Here is a 23,665-nt window from a genome sequence, read left to right as displayed (position 1 = left end):
TAAAGCAGACTTCCTAGGCTGGAGAACTTACTATTCGGTATGGTGACTAACGTCAATCAAATTAGAGAGAAGGAAAGGAAAGTGGCTGAATTCAAATATAAAAATCTGACTCAAGAAGAACAAGATAAGTTAGACGCGGCGACATTTCGTCGTTTATTGGCGCATTTAGACGCGAATAAAGACGTGCAGAACATCGACCTCATGATTCTTGCGGGCTTCTGTCGCAACTGCTTTAGCAAATGGTACAAAGCTGAAGCGGAAAATCTCGGTGTGGATTTAGATATTGATGACGCTCGCGAACGTGTTTACGGCATGACTTACGATGAATGGAAACAAAATCATCAGCCAGCGGCAACGCCAGAACAATTGGCGGCGTTTGAAGCGCGTCAGAAAAAGTAATACTCATTTCCAAAAAAACAGCCCGCACATCAGCGGGCTGTTTTTTTACATTCGAATTTACATATTAAGCGGTAATTGGACCGCAACATGCAGGTTCGACACAGCCTTTCGCTTGAATGACTTCAAGTTGCGCGAGGTAAGGTTGAATATCACCGATGTTCTCTTTTACCCATGCTAAGTCGTAATACGTATCTAAGTAACGCTCACCAGAGTCACATAAAAGTGTCACGATAGAGCCTGTTTCACCGCGTTGTTTCATTTCGCAGGCCAGCTGAAGCACACCGTAGAGGTTCGTCCCCGTTGATGCACCGACTTTACGCCCAATGAGTTGAGAAACCCAATGTGCAGTTGCCACACTGGCAGCGTCTGGAATTTTGCGCATTTCATCAATGACACCTGCAATAAAGCTTGGCTCGACACGTGGTCGACCAATGCCTTCAATTTTGCTGCCGGTCTCACCTTTTAATGAGTGATTCCCTGACTGGAAAGCGTCGTAAAACACCGAGTTTTCAGGGTCTACGACACAAAGTTTGGTGTCGTATTTTTGGTAACGAATAAAACGGCCAATGGTTGCGGATGTACCACCAGTTCCTGGGCTCATTACTACCCAATTAGGAATTGGGTGATCTTCTAGTTCCATTTGGCTAAAGATAGAGTTCGCAATGTTGTTGTTGCCGCGCCAGTCAGTCGCACGTTCAGCATAAGTAAACTGATCCATGTAGTGACCATTTAACTCTTGAGCTAAGCGTCGAGACTCGTCATAAATCTGATCTGAGCGCTCTACAAGATGCGCTTTACCACCGTAAAACTCAATTTGTTCAATCTTTTTACGTGCGGTGGTTTTCGGCATAACAGCAATGAACGGTAAGCCAAGCAAGCGAGCAAAATACGCTTCTGAAACGGCAGTGCTGCCTGAGGACGCTTCAATCACTGTGGTTTCAGGACCAATCCATCCGTTACAAATCGCATAAAGAAACAACGAGCGTGCCAATCGGTGTTTCAGAGAGCCTGTTGGGTGCGTGCTCTCATCTTTTAGGTAGATATCGATACCATCAAGAGAAGGCAGTTCGAGTTTAAATAAATGAGTATCAGCAGAACGTTGAAAGTCTGCTTCAATTTTACGCACTGCATTGTTGATCCAGCTGTGGTCAGTACACATGGCGTCTCTCCTTGGAAATCGATAGATAAGCATTAGATGGGAATAATTTACCTATAATACGAGAGAAAAACTTTGCTATAGTTGCCGGTAATGACTATTTTGATAGAAAAGTTTTCTACACTTCGTGGGTTTTATAGGATGATTTTGGATCGGGTCGATAAGCAGCTGCTTGCGTTGTTACAAACCGACAGCACCTTGTCATTAAATGAGTTAGCAGAGCAGGTAAATCTGACAACAACGCCATGTTGGAAGCGTTTGAAAAGGTTGGAAGAAGAAGGCTACATTGAAAAGCGCGTGGCGTTACTGAGTGCAGAAAAACTCGACCTGTCTTTTATCGCTTTTGTTCAGCTAAAAACCATCGATCACTCCGAAGATTGGTATCACCACTTTGTCACAACAGTGAGTGATTTCCCTGAGGTGATGGAGTTTTATCGTATGGCCGGCGAGTATGACTACATGATGAAAGTGCTGGTGAAAGATATGAAGTGTTTTGACGAGTTTTATAAGCGCTTAGTTAATAGTGTAAAGGGATTGTCTAATGTGACTTCAACATTTGCTATGGAATCCATTAAATATACGACTGAGTTACCACTTCTCAACTAAATAGCTTTATACGAATTTTATTTAATGGTTACTCTACCTGTTAGCATTTTAAGTGTTAACAGGTAGCAGGGTTATTCTAACTAGGTTACTTTTTACTGGATTGGAATAAATATAAACGATATTTATTCTCTCTTCTATTTTCGCATTAACTGTTTGTTTTTTATCCTTTATTAAGTGCTCATACAGCAAAACGCATGAAAAAATAACGCAATTTTTTCTCTTTATTTTTCGTGTTTTATTTTTATTGAATATTCATTTTTACTAAATTAATTAATTGGTTTAATTTAAACGTTTGCTTAGTGTTGTTTTGTGTATTTTAGTCACCACTTCTGAACATTTCTTTTTATGCGTAATACAGTAGCAAATACTTAAGTAACAAAGTACTCAAAAATGGATATAGTGATTAATAAAACATCGTATTATTATCGCTAGCACTTATTTGTGACAAAGTGTTTCTAAAAATGAACAGAAAATATTATTTGCTTTTTCTCGCGGCGTTACTCGCTGGTTGTGGTGGTGGAGGTGACTCTAAAACGAACAATACAAACACACCAACTACGATAACAAAGCAGAGCCGTCCACAGTTAAAAGCTGAAGACACGGTATTGAAGTTTGAGGGCGTGGGAACCGTTACAGAGGCAAAATTGAGCAATGTACATGGCTCGGTGTCTTATCAAGTCATTGACTCTAATCCGCTAAATGTTGTGAAAATTAATGACTCTGGAATGCTACAAATTTTGCGTCCAGGAACGGCAACAATTCTGGCTACGGATAGCAGTTCTGCTTATGAATCCTCTGAAGCACGATTTTCTATCACTGTGGAACGAGGTATTAACACAGACCTTTCGGTTAGTGATCTAAACTTCAATGCAATCGAATCTGAAGGGAAAGCGCTGACCGTTCGTGGCCAAAAAGGTGAATTGAGTTATGAAGTAGAAAGTGGTCATAACTTGATTCGGGTTGATCAGAACGGTTCGGTATATTCATTAGGCTCAATTGGTCAGGCGTCGGTACTGATTACTGACTCAGGTAACGAGCTTTATCTGCCGAAGCAAGTTCGCGCGACGGTGAAGCTTCATGGAGTAGCATCCGGGCAACTTCAATTCGCCTTGCTGGAAGACGAATATAGAGAAGGGCTGACGTTAGAACCTGCACGTTTAGATAAAGCTCAAACGCAAAGCATCACATACAAAATCATTCGCAGCGAACCAGACAACAAAGTTGCCGAGTTACTCAACCCTGAGTCAGGTGTGCTCCTTGTTCATAATGTTGGGCAGTTAACCGTTGAAGCGACAGCAACTTACAGCGATGCCTTTTTAGATAAGCAGCAAACGGCGCAATTTGTTGTGGATGTAAAGCAAGGTCAACGCGAAACAATCAGCGTAGCGGATGTTGTGAAAACTTATGAGGAAGGTGGCCGAATTTTCCCTAAGGTGACGAATGCTCGCGGCGACTATTCACTGCGAATTATTAGCGGCACAGATGTTATCGCTAAGTCTATGAGCAGTGAAGCACTGCTGATCAAAGGTGTAGGTACGGCTGAAGTTGAAATCTACGAGCATGAAATGCGTAATTATCCTGCAAGTAAAGCTCGCTTCAATGTTGAAGTTAATCGCGCGCCTCATCCAGTGATGAACGACATTGAAATGTCGCTTATTTATCAGCCTAGCCTCTCAATTCCTTTGGCATTTTCAGGACAAAAAGGCAACGTAAGCCTAGTCGGTAGTTTACCGGACGGTTTAAGAATGACCGATGGCAAGTTAGAAGTAGAGACGGCTGGTGAATATCGTCTTAAGTTTGAAGATGATGGTGGGGATTTATATCAACCAATTCAGTTTAATGTAGTCATCAAAGTAGCGAAAGCTGCGGGACAAGCCATGGTGACACAAGATTATGAAATGGTGTATAGCAAAGACTATAGCTTTGATCTTCGTCGTGACTTTGGTTTAAGTACAAGTAACGATCATGTAGAACTCGTTGATAACACTGCTACAGATGTTATAGAGGTTACTGCAGATGGACGTGCCTATGTTTACAAAGCGGGTAAAGCGACGTTAACAGTTCGCAGACAGGAGAGCGCGAATTATACTGCGGGTCCAGATCAGAAAGTGTACGTTAATATTCTTAGTGCGCCGAGTCGGATTGATGTGCAATCCGATGTGGAAGAGACTTGGAAAACCAGCCAGCCTTATGTTCAAAAACCGACCATCTCTGGTACGGTTGGCGAAGTTTCGTATCGATTTGCAGAAAATGCAGCAACGGATGTGGTTTCCCTAGACAGCAAAACGGGCGAGATGCGCATCCTCAATGCTGGCAGCACAAGAGTTGTTGTATCGGATGCAGGGGACGATAAATTTACTCCGGGTGAAAGCAGTTTCTCTGTAACGATCAAACAGGGCACAAACCCTGTATCGATTGCTTATCCAACGGTAGACTTTTCAGCGGGTACTATTATCTCACCAGTGATGAGTGGAGGAGAGGCGAAAGCCAGCTATCGTCTTATTAACCAAAAAGATCCTGTGGTTGAGTTAGTCTCTTCTGAAACGGGGCGTTTGAAGATTTTGCACGCAGGCGAGTACCAATTAGAAGTGACACTAACTGCACGTAACTATACAACTAAAACCGTATTGGTTAACGGCACCATTAATAAAGCGGATCATCCCGGTCTTACCACGAAACTTCAAACCGTTGAGTTTACGCCTTTCAAGGCAATTGACTTAGATTTCGGTAGAACGGTCGGTACTCGCACTTACTCATTTGGCGATACTGTGAGCAAAGATCTTGCCACGTTAGACAATGCGAATGCAGAGTTGACGCTAACCAATTACTCTCAATACCATTCTATTGCGCTAGACATCTCTGAGAGTGAATCGCGAGATTACAAAGCGTTACCAAGAACAAAAGTCACGGTTAGTGTCGATTTGGCAGAGTCGGGTGTTGCAGATAAATACACACAACTTAATAGCGAACAAACCGTCATTGTGAGCACGCTTAGTGCCCCACAGTTTGCCAATTTAGAAGAGAGTGAATTTGGTATCTTGGGTTCGCGTTCGGTACGTGAACCGACGGATGACGAGCTGCAAAAACACGGTAAAGGTAAGGTTGTGCTATTTATGTTTAAGCCAGTTGGTAGCGATGACCGAAGACAAGAAAAGGCTGCATGGGTGCATGTTGCTCGATTCGATGGATGTACATCAGAGCTATTTGCTGATGACCTTAAGCCTTTTAATGCAATTAGTTATGATGATCCAGGGTATTGCACCAGCGGTAGCACTATCCGTATGACTCGGTTCTTAGTGATTGATGATTCTAATTTGGAAGACATAGAGTATGAGTTGGCAGCACCAGTCATTACTTACCGTCGTGGGGTGCGTGAATTTTTAGCAACGGATAAAGGTGGATTCTATGCTGACCCAAATGTCGTTTACGGGAAAGGCGAATACGGTTACCCGAAATCACTTTACGAATGGTCGGTCATTACTATGAAGTATCAACCAAATTAATTATCGTTTGATACCCATAAAAAGGAGTGCTGAGCACTCCTTTTGTCGTTTAGGGTTTAGCGGTTACTTGGTATAGCGCATTACACCTTCTTGCACTGCGGTTGCCACTAAATGACCTTGCTGGTTATAGATTTCGCCACGCACTAACCCACGAGTGTTACTCGCTGTTGGGCTTTCTATCGCGTACAACAGCCATTCATCCATTTTGAACGGACGGTGGAACCAGATTGAATGGTCAATGGTGGCAACTTGGAAGTTTGGTGTCATTAATGACACTTCATGCGGGTGCATTGCTGTCACGAGGAATCCCCAATCTGATGCGTAGGCCAACAGGTACTGATGTATAAGCAGGTTCTCTGGCATTTCACCATTGGCACGAATCCAAAGATACTGTTTAGGCTCTGCTTTTTTGGGTTTTAGGGGGTTGATGACCGTAACAGGACGGGTTTCAATTGGCTTTTCACCACAAAATGTTTTGCGTAGTCGCTCTGGCAGGAATTCGGCTATATGGCTAGCAAGCTCACTCTCAGAGGCGAAGTTTTCTGGGCCAGGAATGTCTGGCATTTCCTTTTGATGATCAAACCCAGGTTGATCGCCATGGTAAGACGCCGTTAGGTAGAAAATAGGGCGTCCATTTTGAATCGCCTTAACGCGTCTGGTGCTGAAGCTGCGGCCATCCCTTAGGTTTTCTACATCATAAATGATGGGCTTTTCTGGATCTCCAGGGTACAAAAAATAGCTATGGAAGGAGTGTACCGCGCGTGTTTCTTCAACGGTGTAGCGCGCAGCAGAAAGCGCTTGCCCAATCACTTGGCCGCCATACACTTGAGGCAAACCTAGGTTTTCACTTTGGCCACGAAACAAGCCTTCTTCTAATTTTTCGAGTTGTAGTAGGCTGAGCAATTCTCGTAATGGTTTACTCATTGTGTCTCCTCACCGTTGTCTTTCACTCCAACTTACCTCAACAGTCTCACTCTTGTGAAGTGCCATAGTTAAGAACTATTGAGTAACTTAGAAATAGTATTGTTCCGATTATGAAACAAAATCAATTGTTTGATAAATTCTAACTCAGTCAAACTATTGTCAAATAAACTGGCAGGAAGCAGACAGTTTTATATTCCACACCTATAATTGCTCCGGTTTAATACTCTTTTCGAGGAAGATATGAAAAAAACACTACTGCTTGTTACTTCTTTACTCTTTGGGGCTGCGTTAGTGGGTTGCCAAACTTCTCAAAATACAGAAATGGAATCTGCAGAGGCGTCAATGAAGACGATTACAGGTACAGTGGCTTACCGTGAGCGTATTGCTCTGCCGCCAAACGCAGTGGTTACCGTCGCGTTAGAAGATGTGTCTTTGGCTGACGCGCCAGCAAAAGTACTAGCAAAACAGACATTCGAAACGGAAGGTAAACAAGTTCCTCTTTCTTTTGAGCTGAACTACGATAACAATGAAATCAAACCAAACCATCGTTACAGCGTCCGTGCGCGTATTGAAGTGGATGGTAAATTGCGTTTTATCAGCGATACGCATAACGGTGTAATCACAGATGAAGCACAAACTCACCAGTTGGATATTCGTCTAGTTGGTACGCGTTAATATCAAACTCAGCGAACAAAAAATGGCAGCCTAAGGCTGCCATTTGTATTTTCTTAGCGAAATTTTTCCAATCTCAGATACTTCAATTCCTTCGGCTTCTAACTTCTTTGTTTGTCGTTCTAAATTACTGCCTTTTAAGGATATTTTTCCTTGACTATTTATCACTCTAAACCACGGGAGTTTGCTGTCCTCTGGCAAATTACCAAGCGCCTTACCAACATGTCTTGCGTAGCCCGGGTAACCTGCCATTTTTGCGATTTCCCCGTAGGTGGAGACTTTTCCTTTTGGAATTTGGTGAATTACAGCAAAGATTTGCGCTAAAAATTGGTCCATACTCAAAAGTGTCTATTGTGGATTACTAAGGAATGGTAAACCATCGGACTTGTATATTGCTAACGGTTCTTAACGTTTATATTGCCCGCGATTGACTTTTGTTGATCACATTTTCTCTTCAGTCGTGCCGTATGTTAATGAGCGTTAAAAAGCATAAAACAAACACAAGCTAAGCTTGAATCTAGACCCTCTCAACGACTTTTAATCCCAGTTTTTGCCGTTGAGTCACCAAGTAGGTGGGGAAGCCAGGAGGCGCTATGATTTTATCGACACTTCAATTTTTCATTACGACTTTACTCGCAGTGGTGTGCGTTCGAGCGATGAGTTTGAGCGAGGGAGATATTCCCGTTCTTGCACTCATGATCCCGGCGTTGTGGATCTTGCCACAAGGCGGGTTTGCAGGCTTGGTGTTGCTGGGCGCAATGATGGCTTTTGGCGCTACGCTCTCAATGCAGCCAATCGCGCTATCGATTGGTATTTTGATCCTTTTCCCACTTTTAATGGTAGTGTTCTCTCGTAGAAGTTCGTTGGGCGTCCTGCTCACCGCAGGCCTAATCGTACTTACTCTACAAGTCGGTATTATGGTCACGCAACAAGGTGGGAAGCTGGATGGATCCGCTTGGGTTACAGTGGTTCAAACTGTCGCTGTCATGGTGATGTGGTGGTCTGCTGTACATTGGACCCCATCCAATAAGCACAGCTGGTGGCCGATGCTGTTGTTGTTCCCATTATGGATTGCTGGCTTGCCATATGCCGTTCTTGTGGCATTGAGCGTGACAGGAATGCTGGCTTCAATGGAAACCCTCGCGAAGCTTAAACACTCCATTCGTTGGAGTAAACTATTGTGCTGGACATTACCGACCGTTGGCTTTGCTGCCTTAGTGGTAAGTCCGACTACAGATGTACCAAACCCTGTTTTTGTTGTTTGGATCTGTTTGTTAGGAACGGCTTGGATGACGGACTATATCTTACGTAGCAGCGATGAACAGGCAGAATTATGAGTATTTCGTCAGGTAAAAAGTGACACGTGCGGCAGACTATCGAATTGGTTGTGGAACAAAATGAAGATTAGTATATGTTCTTCATTTCATATTTACTAAACTTCCAATAATAATAACCACATTATAAGTGGTTGATTTAAGATAAGTTTGTCATGACTACCTTTGCTCGAACACTGTTGCTTTTTACTTGTTGCCTACTGAGTTTGAATGTAAAAGCTGAATCACCTTTAATTGCTCATTATAAAGTTGCGACAGAAGCGGATGATGTCGTCACCCGTGTTCTTTTTAATGCTGCATCGAAAGAGTTCGGCTTTACCGTTCAATATGTGAACTATTCCAGCTTTGATGCCATTCTAAATTCCGTCGCGAATGGAGAAGCGGACTTTGCTGCTAATATCACTTACACAGAAGAGCGTGCTCAACGCTTTAGTTACTCCCGTCCAACTAATATCGAATATACCTACCTTTTTGGTTTAAAAGACTCGACGTTGAGTGACATTTCACGAGTTGGCGTCCCTAAAGATACGGTTTATGCCGAATTACTCAAACAATACTACCCGGAGCTAAAACAGGTCTCTTATCAAGGTCATGAGCAAGCGGTAACGTTACTGAGATCAGGCGTTGTTGAAGGCGTAGTCGATGCCATCAATCAGCTTAAGCCGATGCTGCTGGAGGGCTTTGACGCTAAGATGTTGAATGATCAGATTTCGATAAAGCCAGTATCGATCATCAGTAAAAAAGATCATCACCTCGAAGAGTTGGATACGTTCGCTACGTTTATTCATGGGGAAGGAGTGCAAAAGCAACTTCGTGAAGAGATCTCCCAGTATCAATTTGAATTAAGGCGAGCGGCATTGCGAGAATCTATTCGCTTATTACCTCTCGATTTTAGTGAGCCTATACGGATCAAGCTCGAATCTATCTTTCCATATGTTGTTTACAACGAAGACGGCAGTATCGAAGGGATGACGGCAGATGTCGTCCTGAGAAGCTGTGAGATCTTGGCATTAAACTGCGTGATCATTAGTGAGCCAAATGAAAGTTGGGGTTCCATGTATCATGAGTTTATGCAGGGGAATTTTGAAATTTTAGCGCCGTTAACGGTCAGTCGCGAGCGGCATGAATTTAGTTACTTTCCCAAGCCCCATTACTCACCAGCATCCGTTATGGTCAAGCGTTTAGGTTACAAGCCGAACACTTACTCTCATGTGTCACAGTTGATCTCTGAGCGGATTGGTGTGGTTGAGGACGACTTTTTCGACCAAATGATGACACAACTTTTACCGCTAAAAGAGCTGAAACGTTATCGTACCCAACAAGAACTCATTCAGGGTTTATTGAATGAAGAGGTCGATTACATTCCGATGGATACCGCGATGCTCAACCACTTTTTACGTCTGAGCGAGTTGGTTCCGATAGAGCAGGACACGGCGATTGGTGAGTTTTACCAGTCACAACTTTCTGTTGGATTGGTGGCGAACGAGAAAGGTGCCATGCTTGCTCCTTTTTTCAGTCGAGCGATAGCGATGTTGGAAGTTGATAAGATCATTGCCCAGTACGACCTGCGCCCAGATTGGCGTACCGCGCTTGAATATGAGGTTCGGCTGGCGACGCAAACACAGGCTGTGTTTGTCTTTGTATTGTTGTTTGCGATTTGCGTTTCGCTCTATCTTTACCGTCAATCGAATACCGACAATTTAACGGGGTTAAGAAATCGCCGCGCGTTGCAAGTAAAACATCGAAAAGGAGTAAACAAAGATCTATCCATACTTTACTTGGATATTAACCACTTCAAACGAATCAATGATACGTACGGTCACCGTGCTGGTGATGAGGTGTTGCAATTATTAGCGCTAAAAGTTCATTATGTATGGTCAGGGAAAAGTTACCGGATAGGGGGAGATGAGTTCATCTTGTTGGGCTACCCGACTCAAGCAGAATTAAATAGGGCAATGAAAGAGCTCAGCAGAATTGATGTAAAAGGCAAACTGTGTAGTGAGTTAGAGTCTGTGGGTATCTCTATCGGTGTCTCTGCAAAAAGAGAACAGCACATGAGCTTAGAGCAAGCCATGCATTTAGCTGATGAAGATATGTATTCAAGTAAGCAGTCAACACGCCGCTATCCTTCTTCGCATCGTTACGTGGCTCAATCATAGAGGAATGAATTGATCGAGTTTTGTCCAAACGGTAATGAAATGATGAAATTCAAGGCTTTTGCTCTTGCATTATGAGGGCTGATACTGAATAATCGCCCCATCGATTGAGGCAAGTCCTCTCGAAAAGAATTATGGGGCTCTGGTCCTCTCGCAACAATAGCTCGTGAACTCGGTCAGGTCCGGAAGGAAGCAGCCGCAGCGGGTGACTTGTGTGCCGGGATGTGGCTGGGGTCCCACCCTTTAAAAGCCCTGCGTATATCGCAGGGCTTTTTTCGTTTTTGAACCCTCTTTTACTGCGTTTGCTCTTCAAAGTCTTCTGATGAATCAAGTTTCTTGAGGTTATTTAGGTATAATTTATAATCTCACGCGCTTGATACCGAACTGTCGTGAAGATTGTTTCGAGTACATTCGCCGAATAACCATTTTCACCTGGGATACTTTAATGATTTCAAAAAACCAATTAAAACTGCTTCGTGCTTTAGGTCAAAAGAAACAGCGTAAAGCGCATGGCTTATTCCTAGTTCAGGGTGAAAAGAACGTTTTAGAGCTGGCAAGCAGTTCATTAAAGGTGAAGCATGTCTTCGCAACCGAGGCATTTCTCGAACAAAACGCTAGTGCGCTAAGTGGTTTTGATTGCATTGAAGCATCGCTTGACGACCTGACCAAAGCGAGCACTCTCGTGAGCAATAACGCGGCCATTGCAGTGGTTGAAATCCCGAGTGTAAAAGTGCCTCAAGCAAAAGGCTTGATGATTGCGCTAGATGGTGTATCTGACCCAGGTAATCTAGGAACGATTATTCGTGTCGCAGACTGGTATGGCATCAAGCACATTATTGCGAGTACAGATTGTGCTGATCCGTATAACCCTAAGACGATCAGCGCGACCATGGGCAGTTTTGGCCGCGTACAAGTGAGTCTGGTTGATTTGCCAAGTTACTTAGAAGAAGCCAATTTGCCAGTTTATGGCGCGTTTCTGGAAGGGGAGAGCGTTCATAAAACGGAATTCGCTGCTGAAGGTATTTTGTTGATGGGCAGCGAGTCCCACGGCGTACGTGAAGAAGCTGCGAAGCTCGTGACAAATAAGATCACGATTCCGGCATTTGGTGGTGCTGAGTCGCTGAATGTCGCAATGGCAACCGGTATTATTTTAGACAATATGCGTCGACATCATTGTTAATGTAACTATGCGCCAATAATGAAGCCAGTCAATTTGACTGGCTTTGTTGTATTTACCACCTGTTAAAAATCAGCCCATTTGCAAGTTGTACTCAATTAAACAACAGTGAATGCCGATGATGACTTAATTTTGATTCAGATCAATAGGCTGCACCTATAAATAAAATTACTCATTTCCATTTAGTAAATTCAGGAAATTAGGCGACACTTATCTAAAGGCCGCAATAAAATGCCCTTAAGGAGATAAGAATGCATTCATTAAAAGTAAAAGATTACATGACGTTGCAAGCGGTGACCTTCACTAAAGATATGTCACTTTCGGCTGCTTTGAATAAAGTCATGCAAAGCGTCACATTAGGTGGCCCCGTCATTGATGAGAATGAAAAGGTAGTTGGATTCTTATCAGAACAAGACTTGTTAGATAAATTGGTGAAAGCGAGTTATCACTGCCAAGATACGCATACCGTTCAAGAGTGTATGCATGACGATGTTTTATCTGTTTCTCCAGACATGTCAGTGATTGAGTTGGCTGACATGATGAAGATTGGTAAGCCAAAAATGTATCCAGTGGTTGACGGTAAAGGTAAATTGGTTGGCGTTATCACTAGGCGAGATGTGCTGCGCGCCATCGGGATGACTTTAAATGAGTGTTTTAAGCATCCAGTTTAACCTTTTTGATCAAATATCATAGGTGCTTGATTTTAAATAAGTCATTTGGAAAGACGCTTCGGCGTCTTTTTTATTTTCAATCGACGAGTTTTTAAAAAATCACCTTGACCTTGGAGCTAGCTCTAAGGTTTATCCTTAGTCATAGGCAAAGAGCCTACACCAATAAGGAAAATAAATTATGTGTACGAAACATCAAGGTTGCCAATCTAGCAAAATCAAAACTGCGGTGCCGCTTGGCGCGAGCGAGTCGTGCTGCGCACCAGTAAAATCTTCACTCAACATTTCTCAAGCTGGCGTAGAAGTGTCTGAAAGTTCATGTTGCAGCGGAGGGAGTTGTAGCGCCGACCCAGGTGAGGAAGAAGAGCCCTCAAGGGAGAATGATTCCTCAATTCGAAACTCGTGGCTTGTGTCAGGTATGGATTGCCCCTCATGTGCACAAAAGCTTGAGAAGGCTATTACGTCTTTGGAAGGTGTTAGCCAAGCCAAAGTCTTGTTTGCAACAGAAAAACTGGTTGTCGATTTTGACGATCGCGAGCTGACCTCTACGATAGAGCATACAGCCCAACAAACAGGTTTTCCGCTTTCTTCACTCGATGCTCCAAAACCAAATACCGCAACGAAGGGCTGGCGTGGGGTAGTAAAAGACAACATTCAAATTCTCTCTATTGCTAGTGCGATGGTTGTCGCGGCAATAATTTCTAAGATCGACCCTCAAATAAGCACTTGGTTATTCACGTTGACCTGTTTACTGGGTTTATACCCAATTGCGCTCAAAGCGTTCAAGTTGGCGCGTAGCGGTACGCCTTTTGCGATTGAAACGTTAATGAGTGTGGCAGCGCTCGGCGCTTTATATTTAGGTGAAACCGCTGAAGCGGCAATGGTGTTATTGCTTTTCCTTATTGGTGAAAAGTTAGAAGCATATGCATCATCCCGCGCTCGAAGTGGTGTCCAAGCGCTAATGGACTTAGTCCCAGAAAATTCAATTTTAATTGTTGATGGTGAGCGTAAAGAGGTGCCTGCAGCTCAGCTTAAGCCGGGGGATATTATAGAAGTTGCCCCCGGTGGTCGTTTGCCAGCGGATGGTGTGTTGCAAGATGCGCTTGCGAGTTTTGACGAAAGTGCGTTAACGGGAGAATCCGTTCCCGTTGAGCACCAAACGGGTGGCAAAGTGATGGCCGGAGCTGTGGTTGTCGATAAAGTCGTTCGTTTACAGGTGACTTCTCGTCAAGGCGAGAATGCGATTGACCGAATTCTCCATTTGATTGAAGAAGCAGAATCTCGTAAGGCACCATTAGAACGTTTTCTGGATAAATTCAGCCGTTGGTATACGCCGCTGATGATGTTGGTGTCCTTGATGGTTATCGTCACGCCACCACTGTTGTTTGCTCAACCATGGGAAACGTGGATTTATCGAGGACTTGCCCTGTTACTGATCGCCTGTCCGTGTGCGTTGGTTATTTCAACGCCTGCAGCGATTACTTCTGGCTTGGCTGCTGCGGCGAAGCGGGGGGCATTAATCAAAGGTGGTGCGGCGCTTGAGTTGCTTGGTAAAGTGGAGTCCGTCGCATTTGATAAAACCGGTACATTGACGCAAGGTAAGCCGCAGGTGACCGACGTCTTTGCTTTTGATGTAGATGAAGACAAGTTACTTAGCCTGACAGCCTCAATCGAAGTTGGCTCAAGCCATCCTCTCGCGGTTTCTTTAGTTAATAAAGTGCAACAGCAGGGGCTTCCTATTCCTGAAGCGCTAGATAAAACCGCGCAAGTGGGCTCTGGTGTCACAGGTTACGTCGATGGGAAAATAGTCCAAGTAGTCACGCCTTCTAAGGCCGATTTCCCACTTTCTCAAGAAACCGAAGAGCGAGTGGTGACGTTGGAACAACAAGGTAAAACGGTTGTTATTGTGCGTTACGATTACGAGGTCATTGGCGTGATCGCATGGCAAGATACATTGCGCCCAGATGCCCAAGAAGCTATCGCTACGTTGAAGGAGCTTGGGATAACGTCGGTGATGCTAACCGGTGACAACCCGAGAAGTGCTGAAGCAATGGCGACCAGAATAGGCTTGGATTATAAAGCAAGCTTATTACCAGCAGATAAAGTGCATTACGTCGAGAAACTATCACAGCAACACACCGTTGCAATGGTGGGAGATGGTATTAATGATGCGCCAGCGATGAAAGCTTCGAGTATCGGTATTGCGATGGGAGGCGGTACGGATGTTGCGCTGGAAACGGCCGACGCGGCATTAACGCACAATCGTCTGATTGAGTTACCTGCCATGATAGAACTATCGCGTGCGACGTTAAGTAATATTCGTCAGAATGTTGCGTTAGCGCTTGGTTTGAAAGGTGTTTTCTTGGTGACAAGTTTATTGGGCATTACGGGTCTATGGGTGGCAGTATTAGCCGACAGCGGCGCAACTGCACTGGTTACGTTAAATGCGTTGAGATTGCTCCGTTTTGAGTCCAAGCAGGCCAAGTGACCTACCTAACTAGCTAATAAAAAGCCCGAGGCATTCGTGTCTCGGGCTTTTTTAACCGTATCGACGAAATCTAATAATATGTTTTAGTTTGTTTTTGAAATCACGCATCGCTATGCAACAAAATGAGCCAAACTCCCCAAAAGTGTGATCATTACTTGTTTTGGGTGAAATTATAGTTTCATTACATTTTCTCATTGTGATTGTGATCACTCTATGTTGGTGAAAGGTTCGCTACAGTGCATTTGTACCCAATAACTGATTAATGAGCTTATTGTTCATAAAATAAGCCACAATAAGGAGCGACTTATGTCTCAAGCTGTATTTCATTTAGGTGTTACTGAAGCTGATCTTAATGGTGCGACTCTAGCCATCATTCCTGGTGATCCAGCGCGCGTTCAAAAAATCGCAGAACAAATGGAAAACCCAGTATTTCTAGCAAGTCACCGTGAATACACGCTATACCGTGCCGAATTAGACGGTAAACCTGTTGTGGTTTGTTCTACAGGTATTGGTGGCCCTTCTACCTCTATCGCAGTTGAGGAACTCGCGCAGCTTGGTGTTCGTACTTTCCTACGTGTTGGTACAACTGGCGCAATTCAACCGCATGTAAACGTAGGTGACATGATCGTAACGACGGGGTCAGTTCGCCTTGACGGTGCGAGCCTGCACTTTGCGCCAATGGAATTCCCAGCAGTTGCTGACTTTGAAGTAGCAACTGCAATGAAAGCGGCAGTAGAAGAGTCTGGCGCTGCGGTTCACATGGGTGTGACGGCTTCAAGTGATACTTTCTACCCAGGTCAAGAGCGCTACGACACGTTCTCTGGTCGCGTTGTTAAGCGTTTCCAAGGTTCTATGCAAGAATGGCAAGACATGGGCGTACTTAACTTTGAGATGGAGTCTGCAACATTGCTAACAATGTGTGCGAGCTCTGGTCTAAAAGCAGGTTGTGTGGCGGGTGTAATCATCAACCGTACACAAAAAGAGATTCCAGATCATACAACTCTGAAAGAGACGGAAGCTCGTTCAATTAAGGTGGTAGTAGAAGCAGCGCGTAAAATGCTGTAAGCCGCGATAATTGGCATTTTAAACAAACGGAAAAACCAGAGGCACGCCTCTGGTTTTTTTCTACCTATCTAAACCCACACTTAAAAATTAGGTATGAAAAAAGCAGCCTGTAACGCTGCTTTTGATCATTTTGAATTCTAGTTCTTATCACTGATACTAGATCTCGTCCGAGCCGCCTGCGTCTTTAAACCAAGCCGTTAGGTGCGTTCTTAAATCTTTAAGCTCATCAGGGCCAATCAGAGCTAGCCCCAAATCTTCTGCACGAGTAATGTCATTATGACGAAGCGGTCGGAAGCTCACCAGCATTGCACGTGCTTGTAAACCACCTAGTAGATCTCTGAGGGATTCTAGCTTGTACAAGGTGTCATCGCCGTCATCTCGCATGCCTTTGGTTTTACACTCAATGATGTGGAGCTTGTTGTTTACCACTGTTGCAACATCCAACTCATTGCGTACTTCACTTTCACCAAGTTTGCGATAAACCTGAACATTCAAAGAGCGATCTTGAATCGTCGGCATCGTATCTTGAATTTGCTTGACCGTGCTGTGTACCAGAGTCTCTAACCATTCACCGTTTGAAAAGCGGCGTGCATCTTCATCTGCAAACGTTAGAACGCCATTCTCATAAGTGGCGATTTGCGCTTCCACTAAGTCCGAAAGCAGCATGTTGAGCTCACGGTAGCCTTGTTGCTTTTCAGAAAGCTCCACATCAAGTTTTTGCTCTTTGCGGCATGTGGTTGCAAGGTAGTTAAGAGTCGCTAAGCCTGGACCAAGCTCAAGCGCATTTGAGGCCCAGCGTTCACCAAGTTCATACAGTTTTTTATCAAGAAGAGGAGGTAAATCAACGTGGTGGAACTCGCCGCGTGCGCCGAAGATGGTAAGGTAGTCAGCAATCGTAATGTGGTCTTCGACTTGAGTATCTTCTTTGCCATCTGGGTATAACCAGCAAAGCTTATCGCTACTTGGCTCAACCACAAAAATTGGCCAGCGATAGGTACGGAAAACCTCGTACACAGACAATAAGCGATGACGAAGACCGCAACTGGCGTTTAATTTCACATCTTCGCCGCGTTCATGGAGATCTTTTGCCAGTTTTTGAATCGCTTGTTTGATCAGCGAAGTATTGACGGCGGATGGGATTTCAAAAAATTCGGAAGTAATGTCTCGTTGCTCTAAAACGGCACTCAGTCGGTCAAATATATCTAACTGGCTCTTGTCTCCGATGAAGACGATATGTGTGCTTAGCGTACGATTATCTAATAGAGGAGTGACCAATCTCACTGGGTCTTGGTCGATAATACCAACATGAACAGCCATAGATTTTCCTTTTTATGAGGCCGCTCGAAAAGAGATGTGCAAGGGGATGAGCTGGCCATATTAATCATATGTAGACATGGCCGATAAAAAACAAGGGCGACTTAACAAAAAGTCGCCCTTATACAGTTGATTGCACTAATTAATGCTCAAATTTATAAATTATTTATAACTTAAAGCGGTGAACCAATTCATTCTGTTGATGAGCCAAGTGAGTCAGTGATTCACTGGTCTGTGCGATGCTCGACATAGCTTGGAAGCTTTCATCGGCGATACTATTGATATCTTCAATACTGCGTGCAATGTCTGCTGAGGTTTCACTTTGCTCTGCTGCCGCTTGCGAAATATGCGTACTCATTTGGCTGATTTCGATGATTAGCGCTTGAATCTCTTCCATTGAGCTGTTCGCTTTTGATGCTTGCTCAACAGACATCTCCATATCGCTCATACAGCTTTGTATTACTTGATTTGCTGACTGAGAGCTGGATTGCAGATTACTGATCATCGATTCAATTTCAGTGGTGGACTGAGTGGTTCTGGATGCAAGCACACGCACCTCATCGGCCACTACCGCAAAGCCGCGACCTTGCTCGCCAGCGCGAGCCGCTTCAATTGCTGCATTCAATGCCAATAGGTTAGTTTGTTCAGCAATGTTGCGAATCACATCGAGGATAGAACCAATTTGACCACTCATTTTTTGCAATTCAGAGACAGCGGAAACGGATTCGTTCAAACGCGTTTCCAGTTGATTTATGGTCGAGATATTGCTGCTCATGACATTTCTGCCTTCTTCAGAGGCAGATTCGACACGCTGCACCATTTCTAGTGAACCTTGTGCACTTTGAGCGACTTCTTGCACTGAGTGAGACATTTCCGTCATTGCAGTCGCAACGTTTGCTGTTTGCTCGCGTTGTGAGCTTAATTTGCTTTGCGCTTGCGAAGACGTGCTTTCGTTTGTTGCTGCGGTCGAAGATAGGTTCTCTGATGCTTCGTTGAGTTTCACTAAGATCTCGTGAAGGCTGTCGGCGAGTGAGTTAATGTGTCCACTCACTCGGCTGAACTCGTTGTTATAGCGAATATCGATACGTTGTGTCATGTCACCTTCAGTCAGGCTTTCAAGCACTTTTAGAATACGAGTCAATGGTTCGCGAACGCTATGCGCGATGTGGTAGCCAATCGCTGTGGCAAGTAACACGACAACAACGCCAATGATGATGGCTTTTGTCACACCCGCAGAATAAATGTCACCAGCGTCTGCTAACGATTCATTAAGTTTATCCGTTGCGGTTGTCGTAAATTGCTCAAGAATCGCCATGGTTGAATCAACTTTATTCGCTAGGTTGGCGATGTTGTTGTATAGCGCTGCACGAGCATTGAGGTAATTATTGTGCTGGTCTAAGACCCCTCCACGCATTCCCACATCGCGTGTGAATTGTTCTACCGACTCACCAAACGCTGTTTTTAGTTCAGGTAATTGAGTAACTAAACCACGGAAAGCATAGTTCAAATGAGTTACTGCTTTGCGGTTTTTGGTCACGGCTTGTGTAACAAACTCAGGATCAGAGCTGGCGAGGGCATCAGAGGTTATAACTTCGGCATCTTTTAGCTTAATGAAGTAACTCTTCGCCATGACTTTGACAGAAATGCTGGTTTGATCTGCCACATATTCTTTAAGGCCGACCGACAACTCGGTATTCAGCTTTTGGAAGCGACGTGACGATTTTTGCACTTTTTCTTGCGCAGCGAACATTGCTTCGTAGTTGTCCATAGCTTCAAGAGCTTCAGTAAAATAGCTCTGCTCTAACGTTTTTAACTGTGAAAACGGTTCGGCAAGAGAAGGGTAGATTTGGCTTGCAGTTTCCAGTTGAGCCAAAGTGGATTCGAAACGTTGTTGAGATCTAGCAAATTCCTGACGCATTTCATCCATGCGTTGTTTATTCTCTGTCGTCAGAAAATCTTTAAACGATTTGTCGGCAGAAAGCAGTTCAACACTGGTTTGGTTAGATAACGATACCAGTGGTAGGGATGATTTAGACACGGTGCCAAACTTCCCGTGAATATCACTCATTCCTCCCATCATAATGGCAATTGTGACGGCAAATAGGATGATGATCAGAGCAAAGCCCGCATACATCCTTTTAATAACTGAACCTCGCATAAGTGAGCTTCCTCTCCCAAAATAGACAAGCTACCCAAGAATTTTGAGCTTACTTGGGTATAAAAATAATAATTGTCTTAAAAAAGTAACAAAATTCATTGGATTGTATTGAGTTTGTGACGCGCATTTTATGACGCACACGACAAAAAAAGCTTCGTTAATTAGCGTTTGATTAATAATGTTAAGTGAACACTGTTTTTATTGAGCTCCGCTTTTGGTTGGCGCATACTAATTGGGGTCTAATTACCTTTATAAAATGGAGTCCTCATGGCGGAAGAAACGATCTTTAGTAAAATTATTCGTAAGGAAATCCCAGCCGATATTCTTTATCAAGATGAGTTGGTGACTGCGTTTCGCGATATTAACCCGCGCACACCGAGCCATATTCTCATTATTCCGAATAAATTGATCCCAACAACGAATGATGTTGAAGCTGAAGATGAAGCAATGATGGGGCGTTTGTTCACTGTTGCTAAAAAACTGGCGAAAGAGGAAGGCATTGCGGAAGACGGCTATCGCCTGATCGTTAATTGTAACCCGCACGGTGGCCAAGAGGTTTACCATATTCACATGCACCTATTAGGCGGTCGTCCTCTAGGTCCAATGGTATTGAGCTAAGCTTTAAAAAGTGGGTGGCGCAGTTCACCCACTTCTTTTTCCTGTCGAATGACACATTTGTGGAGATAAATGTGAAACTAGGTGTAAAGCTGTTAGGGCTGATGAGCTGGGCTTTAATGGCCTCTGGCTGCGCGAATTTGTCTGCGGGCAATCTGTTTAGTCACTACAGCAACCAGAATCAAGAAGTTTATCAAGCCGTTGTTGCAGGGGAATATGCGAAAGCGAAACAACTTCAATCGAGCGAAGTGGGTGGCGAGATACTTGGCAACTTTGAAAAGGGCCGTATTTCTTTTCTTGCTGAAGATTACCCGACAAGTTTGAAAGCACTGGAAAATGGTGATCGTGCCGTTCGTGTTCAGCAAGATCGCGCGACTATTTCTGTGTCAGAAACGGCAACGAGCGTCGGCTCTCTCGCAGTGAACGACAATCTCCAAGATTATCATCCCGCCGATTATGAACTTGGCTTTCTGCACCTTTATCTCGGGCTAAACTATTTACAGAAAAACGATTTGGAAGGGGCGCTTGTTGAAGTGCGTCGAGCCAATCAAGTTCAGGAAGCGGCAAGAAAGGCGCGTGAAAAAGAACTAAAAGCAGCAGAAAAAGACCTGAAAAAGCAAGGCATGTCTGCCAATTTAGGCAGTGTGTTGGCGAGATACCCTGATGCTGGTAAAAAACTAAGCGCAGTACAAAACGGCTATTTGTTCTATCTTTCTGGCTTGTTATATGAAGCGTCACGAGATTTAAACAGTGCTTATGTTGATTACCGACGAGCACTCGCTGTGATGCCAGACAACAAACAAGTTGTTGAAAGCACGCTGTACGCCGCTAAGAAACTAGGCATGCGTGAAGACTTACGCATGCTAGAGAAACGGTATGGTAAAGCACCTTCTGGGTTAACTCAGTCTCAAGGTCGAGTCATCGTTATTGATGAACAAGGCGTTGTGGAGGCTTTGAAAGGTTGGCGTATTGATCTACCGATTTACGACAGTCGCGATAATGGGGCCATTTATTCGTTGGCGCTTCCTTATTATCCGAATCGGGGTGCGCAACGTTTTAGCGATGTGGTTTTAAATGGTCAGGTATTGCCTTCTAGCACGCTGACTGATGTTAATGCGATGGCACAAAACGATCTTAATGAACGTCTGACTACAATGGTGATCCGTCAAGCTCTTCGCGTTTGGGCAAAAGATCAAATCCGAAAAGAGGCGGCGAAAAAAGGCGATGATGTGGGTAACATACTTTTCAATGTATGGAACACATTGACCGAGCAGCCGGATACGAGAAGTTGGCAAACATTACCAGCGCAAGTGAAAACGGCATCAAAAGTCGTGAAACCGGGAACACAAAGTTTAAACTTGGGTGATCAAACCTATCAGTTTGAAGTGCCTGCACAGCAGACTACATTGGTATGGGTATCTCGTCAGGGAACACACTCAACCGTGTGGCATAAACAGCTAGGGAGACTGTAATGAAAGCATGGCTTATTTGTTTAGCAATGGCTATTGGTTTAGTTGGATGCGCCGAAAACACGGCTGGTATTCGAATTGATGGTCAAACGCAAAAAGTATTTTTTAATGATAACGTTTTGGGTAGTCGCTTATTAGTTGACAACATCACCACCACTTACGTTGATGATCGTCCACGTGGAGTGGTGCAACTAAGCAGTAACTATAAAGGTGACCAGCACATTCTTTACCGCTTCTATTGGTATGACAATAATGGTTTAGAAGTGAATACCAAGCCTGGCCCATGGCGCAAAATGATTGTGCGAGGGTTTGAGCAAGTCACGTTATCTGAAGTTACTGTGAATCCAAATGGCACCAAATTCCGTGTTCAAATTAGAGAAGCACAAGACAATTAATCTTAACGGCTTTGCCGAAGTTGCCGCGCTAACGATGCGCTGGTATTGAAAAACTAAGGAACTCTCATGAAAAAAAGTATTATTGCTCTTTTAGGTCTTGCCGTCATTTTGGGTGGCTGTTCTAACAAAGTCTCTTACGGCGATGCGCAAGCAACAGAAACCACAACTATCGATTTTGGCTCAACAGATTTACAAAAAATCGCGGCTGAAATGGTGGATAGCATGATGATGTCGGGTTCTGTAGCAGCAATTACTCGTGATCAACGTCCTATCGTTTTTGTTGAGCGAATTAAGAACAAGACCAGTGAACACATTGACACTGAATCCATTACAGACACTATTTCTACTAAGATGTTGAACTCTGGTAAGTTCCGCTTTGTTGATATGGACCGTGTTGAGTCTGTGCGTGAACAGCTTAACTTCCAAAACACGGATGAGCTGGTTAACCAAAGCACAGCGATCCAATTTGGTAAAATGGTGGGTGCGCAATACATGCTTTACGGTAACCTATCTAGCATCGTCAAAAATGCAGGTAGCGATAAAGATGTATACTACAAGATGACCATGCGCCTAATGGACCTAGAAACAGGTTTGATTGAGTGGGCGGATGAAACGGAAATTCGTAAAGCGCAATCGAAGAGCTTATTCGGTCTTTAATCGATACTGATGGAGAAGTCATCAATGGCATGGTTTTCTTGGCAACAAGCAAAACAGTTAGATCCGAGTCTTAATGCTCTCGATGGCTTCTTTACTGAGCCTCCGGTAAAAGTTCAAACCGTTACCGGGGGACTAACCAACCGTTGTTGGCGGTTGGAATCCTCTCAAGGCCTCGTATACATCTGGCGACCGACCAGTAATGTTTGCAAGGCTTTTTCAATTTCTCGCCACAATGAATATCAAGTTCTGAATGCTATCTCTTCATTAGAAATTGGTCCTAAGCCAGTGTTTATCCACGAGCAAGGTTTACTGGTGGAATGGATCGAAGGGCAAGCACTTTCGGATGTAGGGCTACCAGTAAGAGATTTATTATCCATTGCGGCGACCATTCATCAGCACCCGATCAGCGCGCTCCCTTTGGTTCCATTTTCTTATATTTCTCGCATCGATCATTACTGGCTTGAGCTTGATGGTCAGTATGCGGATACGGAATTTGAGGCTCTATACATGAAGTGGCGCACGGAACCGAGTGTAGCGCCGGTTCCACTAGCTCTTTGTCACTTTGACCTGGGGTGTTACAACCTCGTTCGGGGAGGTAGTGGGGTGAAAGTCATTGATTGGGAATATGCTGGTATTGCTGACCCTAGGCTTGATTTGACCTTGACTATTCAAGTCGCGGATGCGCCTGTGGAAGAGGCGGTGAAACAGTATTGCCAAATTCGAGGTATCGAAGATGCGTCTCTTTGGTTAAGTGGTGTACAGGCGTGGCAGCCAAGAACCCTAGTGATGGCGATGCTTTGGTATTTACTGGCCTATAAATTGTGGGGAGATGAGCAATACTTAAACAGTGCGTATGAGTTGAAAGGCTCATTGTGTATGGAAGATCACTGTTTTGAGAACTCGTGATAT

Annotated in this window: 20 protein-coding genes and 1 other RNA gene; 16 read left to right on the top strand and 5 right to left on the bottom strand. The window is 44.2% G+C overall.

The genetic code is table 11. The features are described from left to right. The first annotated feature begins 81 nt into the window (after positions 1-81). Positions 82-399, top strand: coding sequence for a DUF1244 domain-containing protein (locus tag NL643_RS01475; RefSeq protein ID WP_005390574.1), 318 nt, complete (start codon positions 82-84; stop codon positions 397-399). 64 nt (positions 400-463) lie between these two features. Here the strand turns inward: NL643_RS01475 and NL643_RS01470 are convergent, their stop codons facing one another. Further along, positions 464-1,558: a PLP-dependent cysteine synthase family protein gene (locus tag NL643_RS01470; RefSeq protein ID WP_253643787.1), complete on the bottom strand. Its 1,095-nt coding sequence runs from the start codon at positions 1,556-1,558 to the stop codon at positions 464-466. A 138-nt stretch (positions 1,559-1,696) separates the two neighbouring features. Between NL643_RS01470 and NL643_RS01465 the strand changes: the two genes are divergently transcribed. Together NL643_RS01465 and NL643_RS01460 are read left to right on the top strand one after the other, a co-directional pair. Next, complete coding sequence (locus NL643_RS01465) at positions 1,697-2,161, top strand: Lrp/AsnC family transcriptional regulator (protein ID WP_053807138.1); 465 nt, start codon at positions 1,697-1,699, stop codon at positions 2,159-2,161. Between the two features lie 461 nt (positions 2,162-2,622). Then, entirely contained in the window at positions 2,623-5,664 is a 3,042-nt protein-coding gene (locus tag NL643_RS01460) for a cadherin repeat domain-containing protein (RefSeq protein WP_253643786.1), read from the top strand. Positions 5,665-5,727: 63 nt separating this feature from the next. Here NL643_RS01460 and tesB read toward each other — a convergent pair whose 3' ends face one another. Further along, on the bottom strand, positions 5,728-6,588 hold the full coding sequence (tesB, locus tag NL643_RS01455) for an acyl-CoA thioesterase II (RefSeq protein ID WP_005390581.1): 861 nt from the start codon (positions 6,586-6,588) through the stop codon (positions 5,728-5,730). A gap of 240 nt (positions 6,589-6,828) precedes the next feature. Between tesB and NL643_RS01450 the strand changes: the two genes are divergently transcribed. Then, the gene (locus NL643_RS01450; RefSeq protein WP_012842007.1) at positions 6,829-7,263 is read left to right on the top strand and encodes a YbaY family lipoprotein; all 435 of its coding nucleotides are present in this window, start codon (positions 6,829-6,831) and stop codon (positions 7,261-7,263) included. Positions 7,264-7,293: 30 nt separating this feature from the next. Here the strand turns inward: NL643_RS01450 and NL643_RS01445 are convergent, their stop codons facing one another. Continuing rightward, positions 7,294-7,596, bottom strand: coding sequence for a DNA base-flipping protein (locus NL643_RS01445; RefSeq protein ID WP_005390592.1), 303 nt, complete (start codon positions 7,594-7,596; stop codon positions 7,294-7,296). A 257-nt stretch (positions 7,597-7,853) separates the two neighbouring features. Between NL643_RS01445 and NL643_RS01440 the strand changes: the two genes are divergently transcribed. The 7 genes from NL643_RS01440 to udp all read left to right on the top strand — a co-directional run bounded on the left by NL643_RS01440 (position 7,854) and on the right by udp (position 16,148). Then, entirely contained in the window at positions 7,854-8,597 is a 744-nt protein-coding gene (locus NL643_RS01440; RefSeq protein WP_253643785.1) for a hypothetical protein, read from the top strand. Between the two features lie 152 nt (positions 8,598-8,749). Beyond that, positions 8,750-10,753, top strand: coding sequence for a GGDEF domain-containing protein (locus NL643_RS01435; protein ID WP_253643784.1), 2,004 nt, complete (start codon positions 8,750-8,752; stop codon positions 10,751-10,753). Between the two features lie 137 nt (positions 10,754-10,890). Then, an RNA gene (ffs, locus tag NL643_RS01430) (signal recognition particle sRNA small type) lies at positions 10,891-10,987 on the top strand. Positions 10,988-11,195: 208 nt separating this feature from the next. After that, a complete protein-coding gene (locus NL643_RS01425) occupies positions 11,196-11,930 on the top strand; it encodes an RNA methyltransferase (protein ID WP_005390601.1) in 735 nt (244 codons plus the stop codon). Positions 11,931-12,178: 248 nt separating this feature from the next. Then, positions 12,179-12,598, top strand: a complete 420-nt coding sequence (locus NL643_RS01420) for a CBS domain-containing protein (protein WP_005390603.1) — start codon at positions 12,179-12,181, stop codon at positions 12,596-12,598. A 178-nt stretch (positions 12,599-12,776) separates the two neighbouring features. Further along, on the top strand, positions 12,777-15,083 hold the full coding sequence (locus tag NL643_RS01415) for a zinc/cadmium/mercury/lead-transporting ATPase (RefSeq protein ID WP_253643783.1): 2,307 nt from the start codon (positions 12,777-12,779) through the stop codon (positions 15,081-15,083). A 306-nt stretch (positions 15,084-15,389) separates the two neighbouring features. Then, positions 15,390-16,148, top strand: a complete 759-nt coding sequence (gene udp / locus NL643_RS01410) for a uridine phosphorylase (protein WP_253643782.1) — start codon at positions 15,390-15,392, stop codon at positions 16,146-16,148. 156 nt (positions 16,149-16,304) lie between these two features. Here udp and NL643_RS01405 read toward each other — a convergent pair whose 3' ends face one another. Next, positions 16,305-17,465, bottom strand: coding sequence for a DUF1887 family protein (locus tag NL643_RS01405; protein ID WP_005390608.1), 1,161 nt, complete (start codon positions 17,463-17,465; stop codon positions 16,305-16,307). A gap of 163 nt (positions 17,466-17,628) precedes the next feature. Further along, positions 17,629-19,620, bottom strand: coding sequence for a methyl-accepting chemotaxis protein (locus NL643_RS01400; protein WP_005390610.1), 1,992 nt, complete (start codon positions 19,618-19,620; stop codon positions 17,629-17,631). A gap of 267 nt (positions 19,621-19,887) precedes the next feature. On the opposite strand from NL643_RS01400, the gene hinT reads away from it, so the two are divergent. The 5 genes from hinT (at position 19,888) to thiK (ending at position 23,662) form a co-directional block, all read left to right on the top strand. Next, positions 19,888-20,238, top strand: a complete 351-nt coding sequence (gene hinT, locus NL643_RS01395) for a purine nucleoside phosphoramidase (protein WP_005390611.1) — start codon at positions 19,888-19,890, stop codon at positions 20,236-20,238. A gap of 71 nt (positions 20,239-20,309) precedes the next feature. Then, the gene (locus tag NL643_RS01390; RefSeq protein ID WP_253643781.1) at positions 20,310-21,707 is read left to right on the top strand and encodes a hypothetical protein; all 1,398 of its coding nucleotides are present in this window, start codon (positions 20,310-20,312) and stop codon (positions 21,705-21,707) included. Further along, positions 21,707-22,099, top strand: a complete 393-nt coding sequence (locus tag NL643_RS01385) for a YcfL family protein (protein ID WP_005390620.1) — start codon at positions 21,707-21,709, stop codon at positions 22,097-22,099. The genes NL643_RS01390 and NL643_RS01385 overlap by 1 nt, the downstream gene beginning before the upstream one ends. A 66-nt stretch (positions 22,100-22,165) precedes the next feature. Continuing rightward, on the top strand, positions 22,166-22,756 hold the full coding sequence (gene lpoB / locus NL643_RS01380; protein ID WP_005378467.1) for a penicillin-binding protein activator LpoB: 591 nt from the start codon (positions 22,166-22,168) through the stop codon (positions 22,754-22,756). A 24-nt stretch (positions 22,757-22,780) separates the two neighbouring features. After that, positions 22,781-23,662 (top strand): thiamine kinase, encoded by an 882-nt coding sequence (thiK, locus tag NL643_RS01375; RefSeq protein WP_114322534.1) that lies wholly within the window; start codon positions 22,781-22,783, stop codon positions 23,660-23,662. Positions 23,663-23,665 lie beyond the last annotated feature (3 nt).

This window comes from Vibrio sp. Y42_MX_L11 (assembly GCF_024181785.1).
In the GTDB taxonomy this organism is placed as follows: Bacteria; Pseudomonadota; Gammaproteobacteria; order Enterobacterales; family Vibrionaceae; genus Vibrio; species Vibrio diabolicus.
The sequence above is the reverse complement of the archived record's forward strand: the minus strand, read 5'-3'. Positions and strand labels throughout refer to the sequence as shown.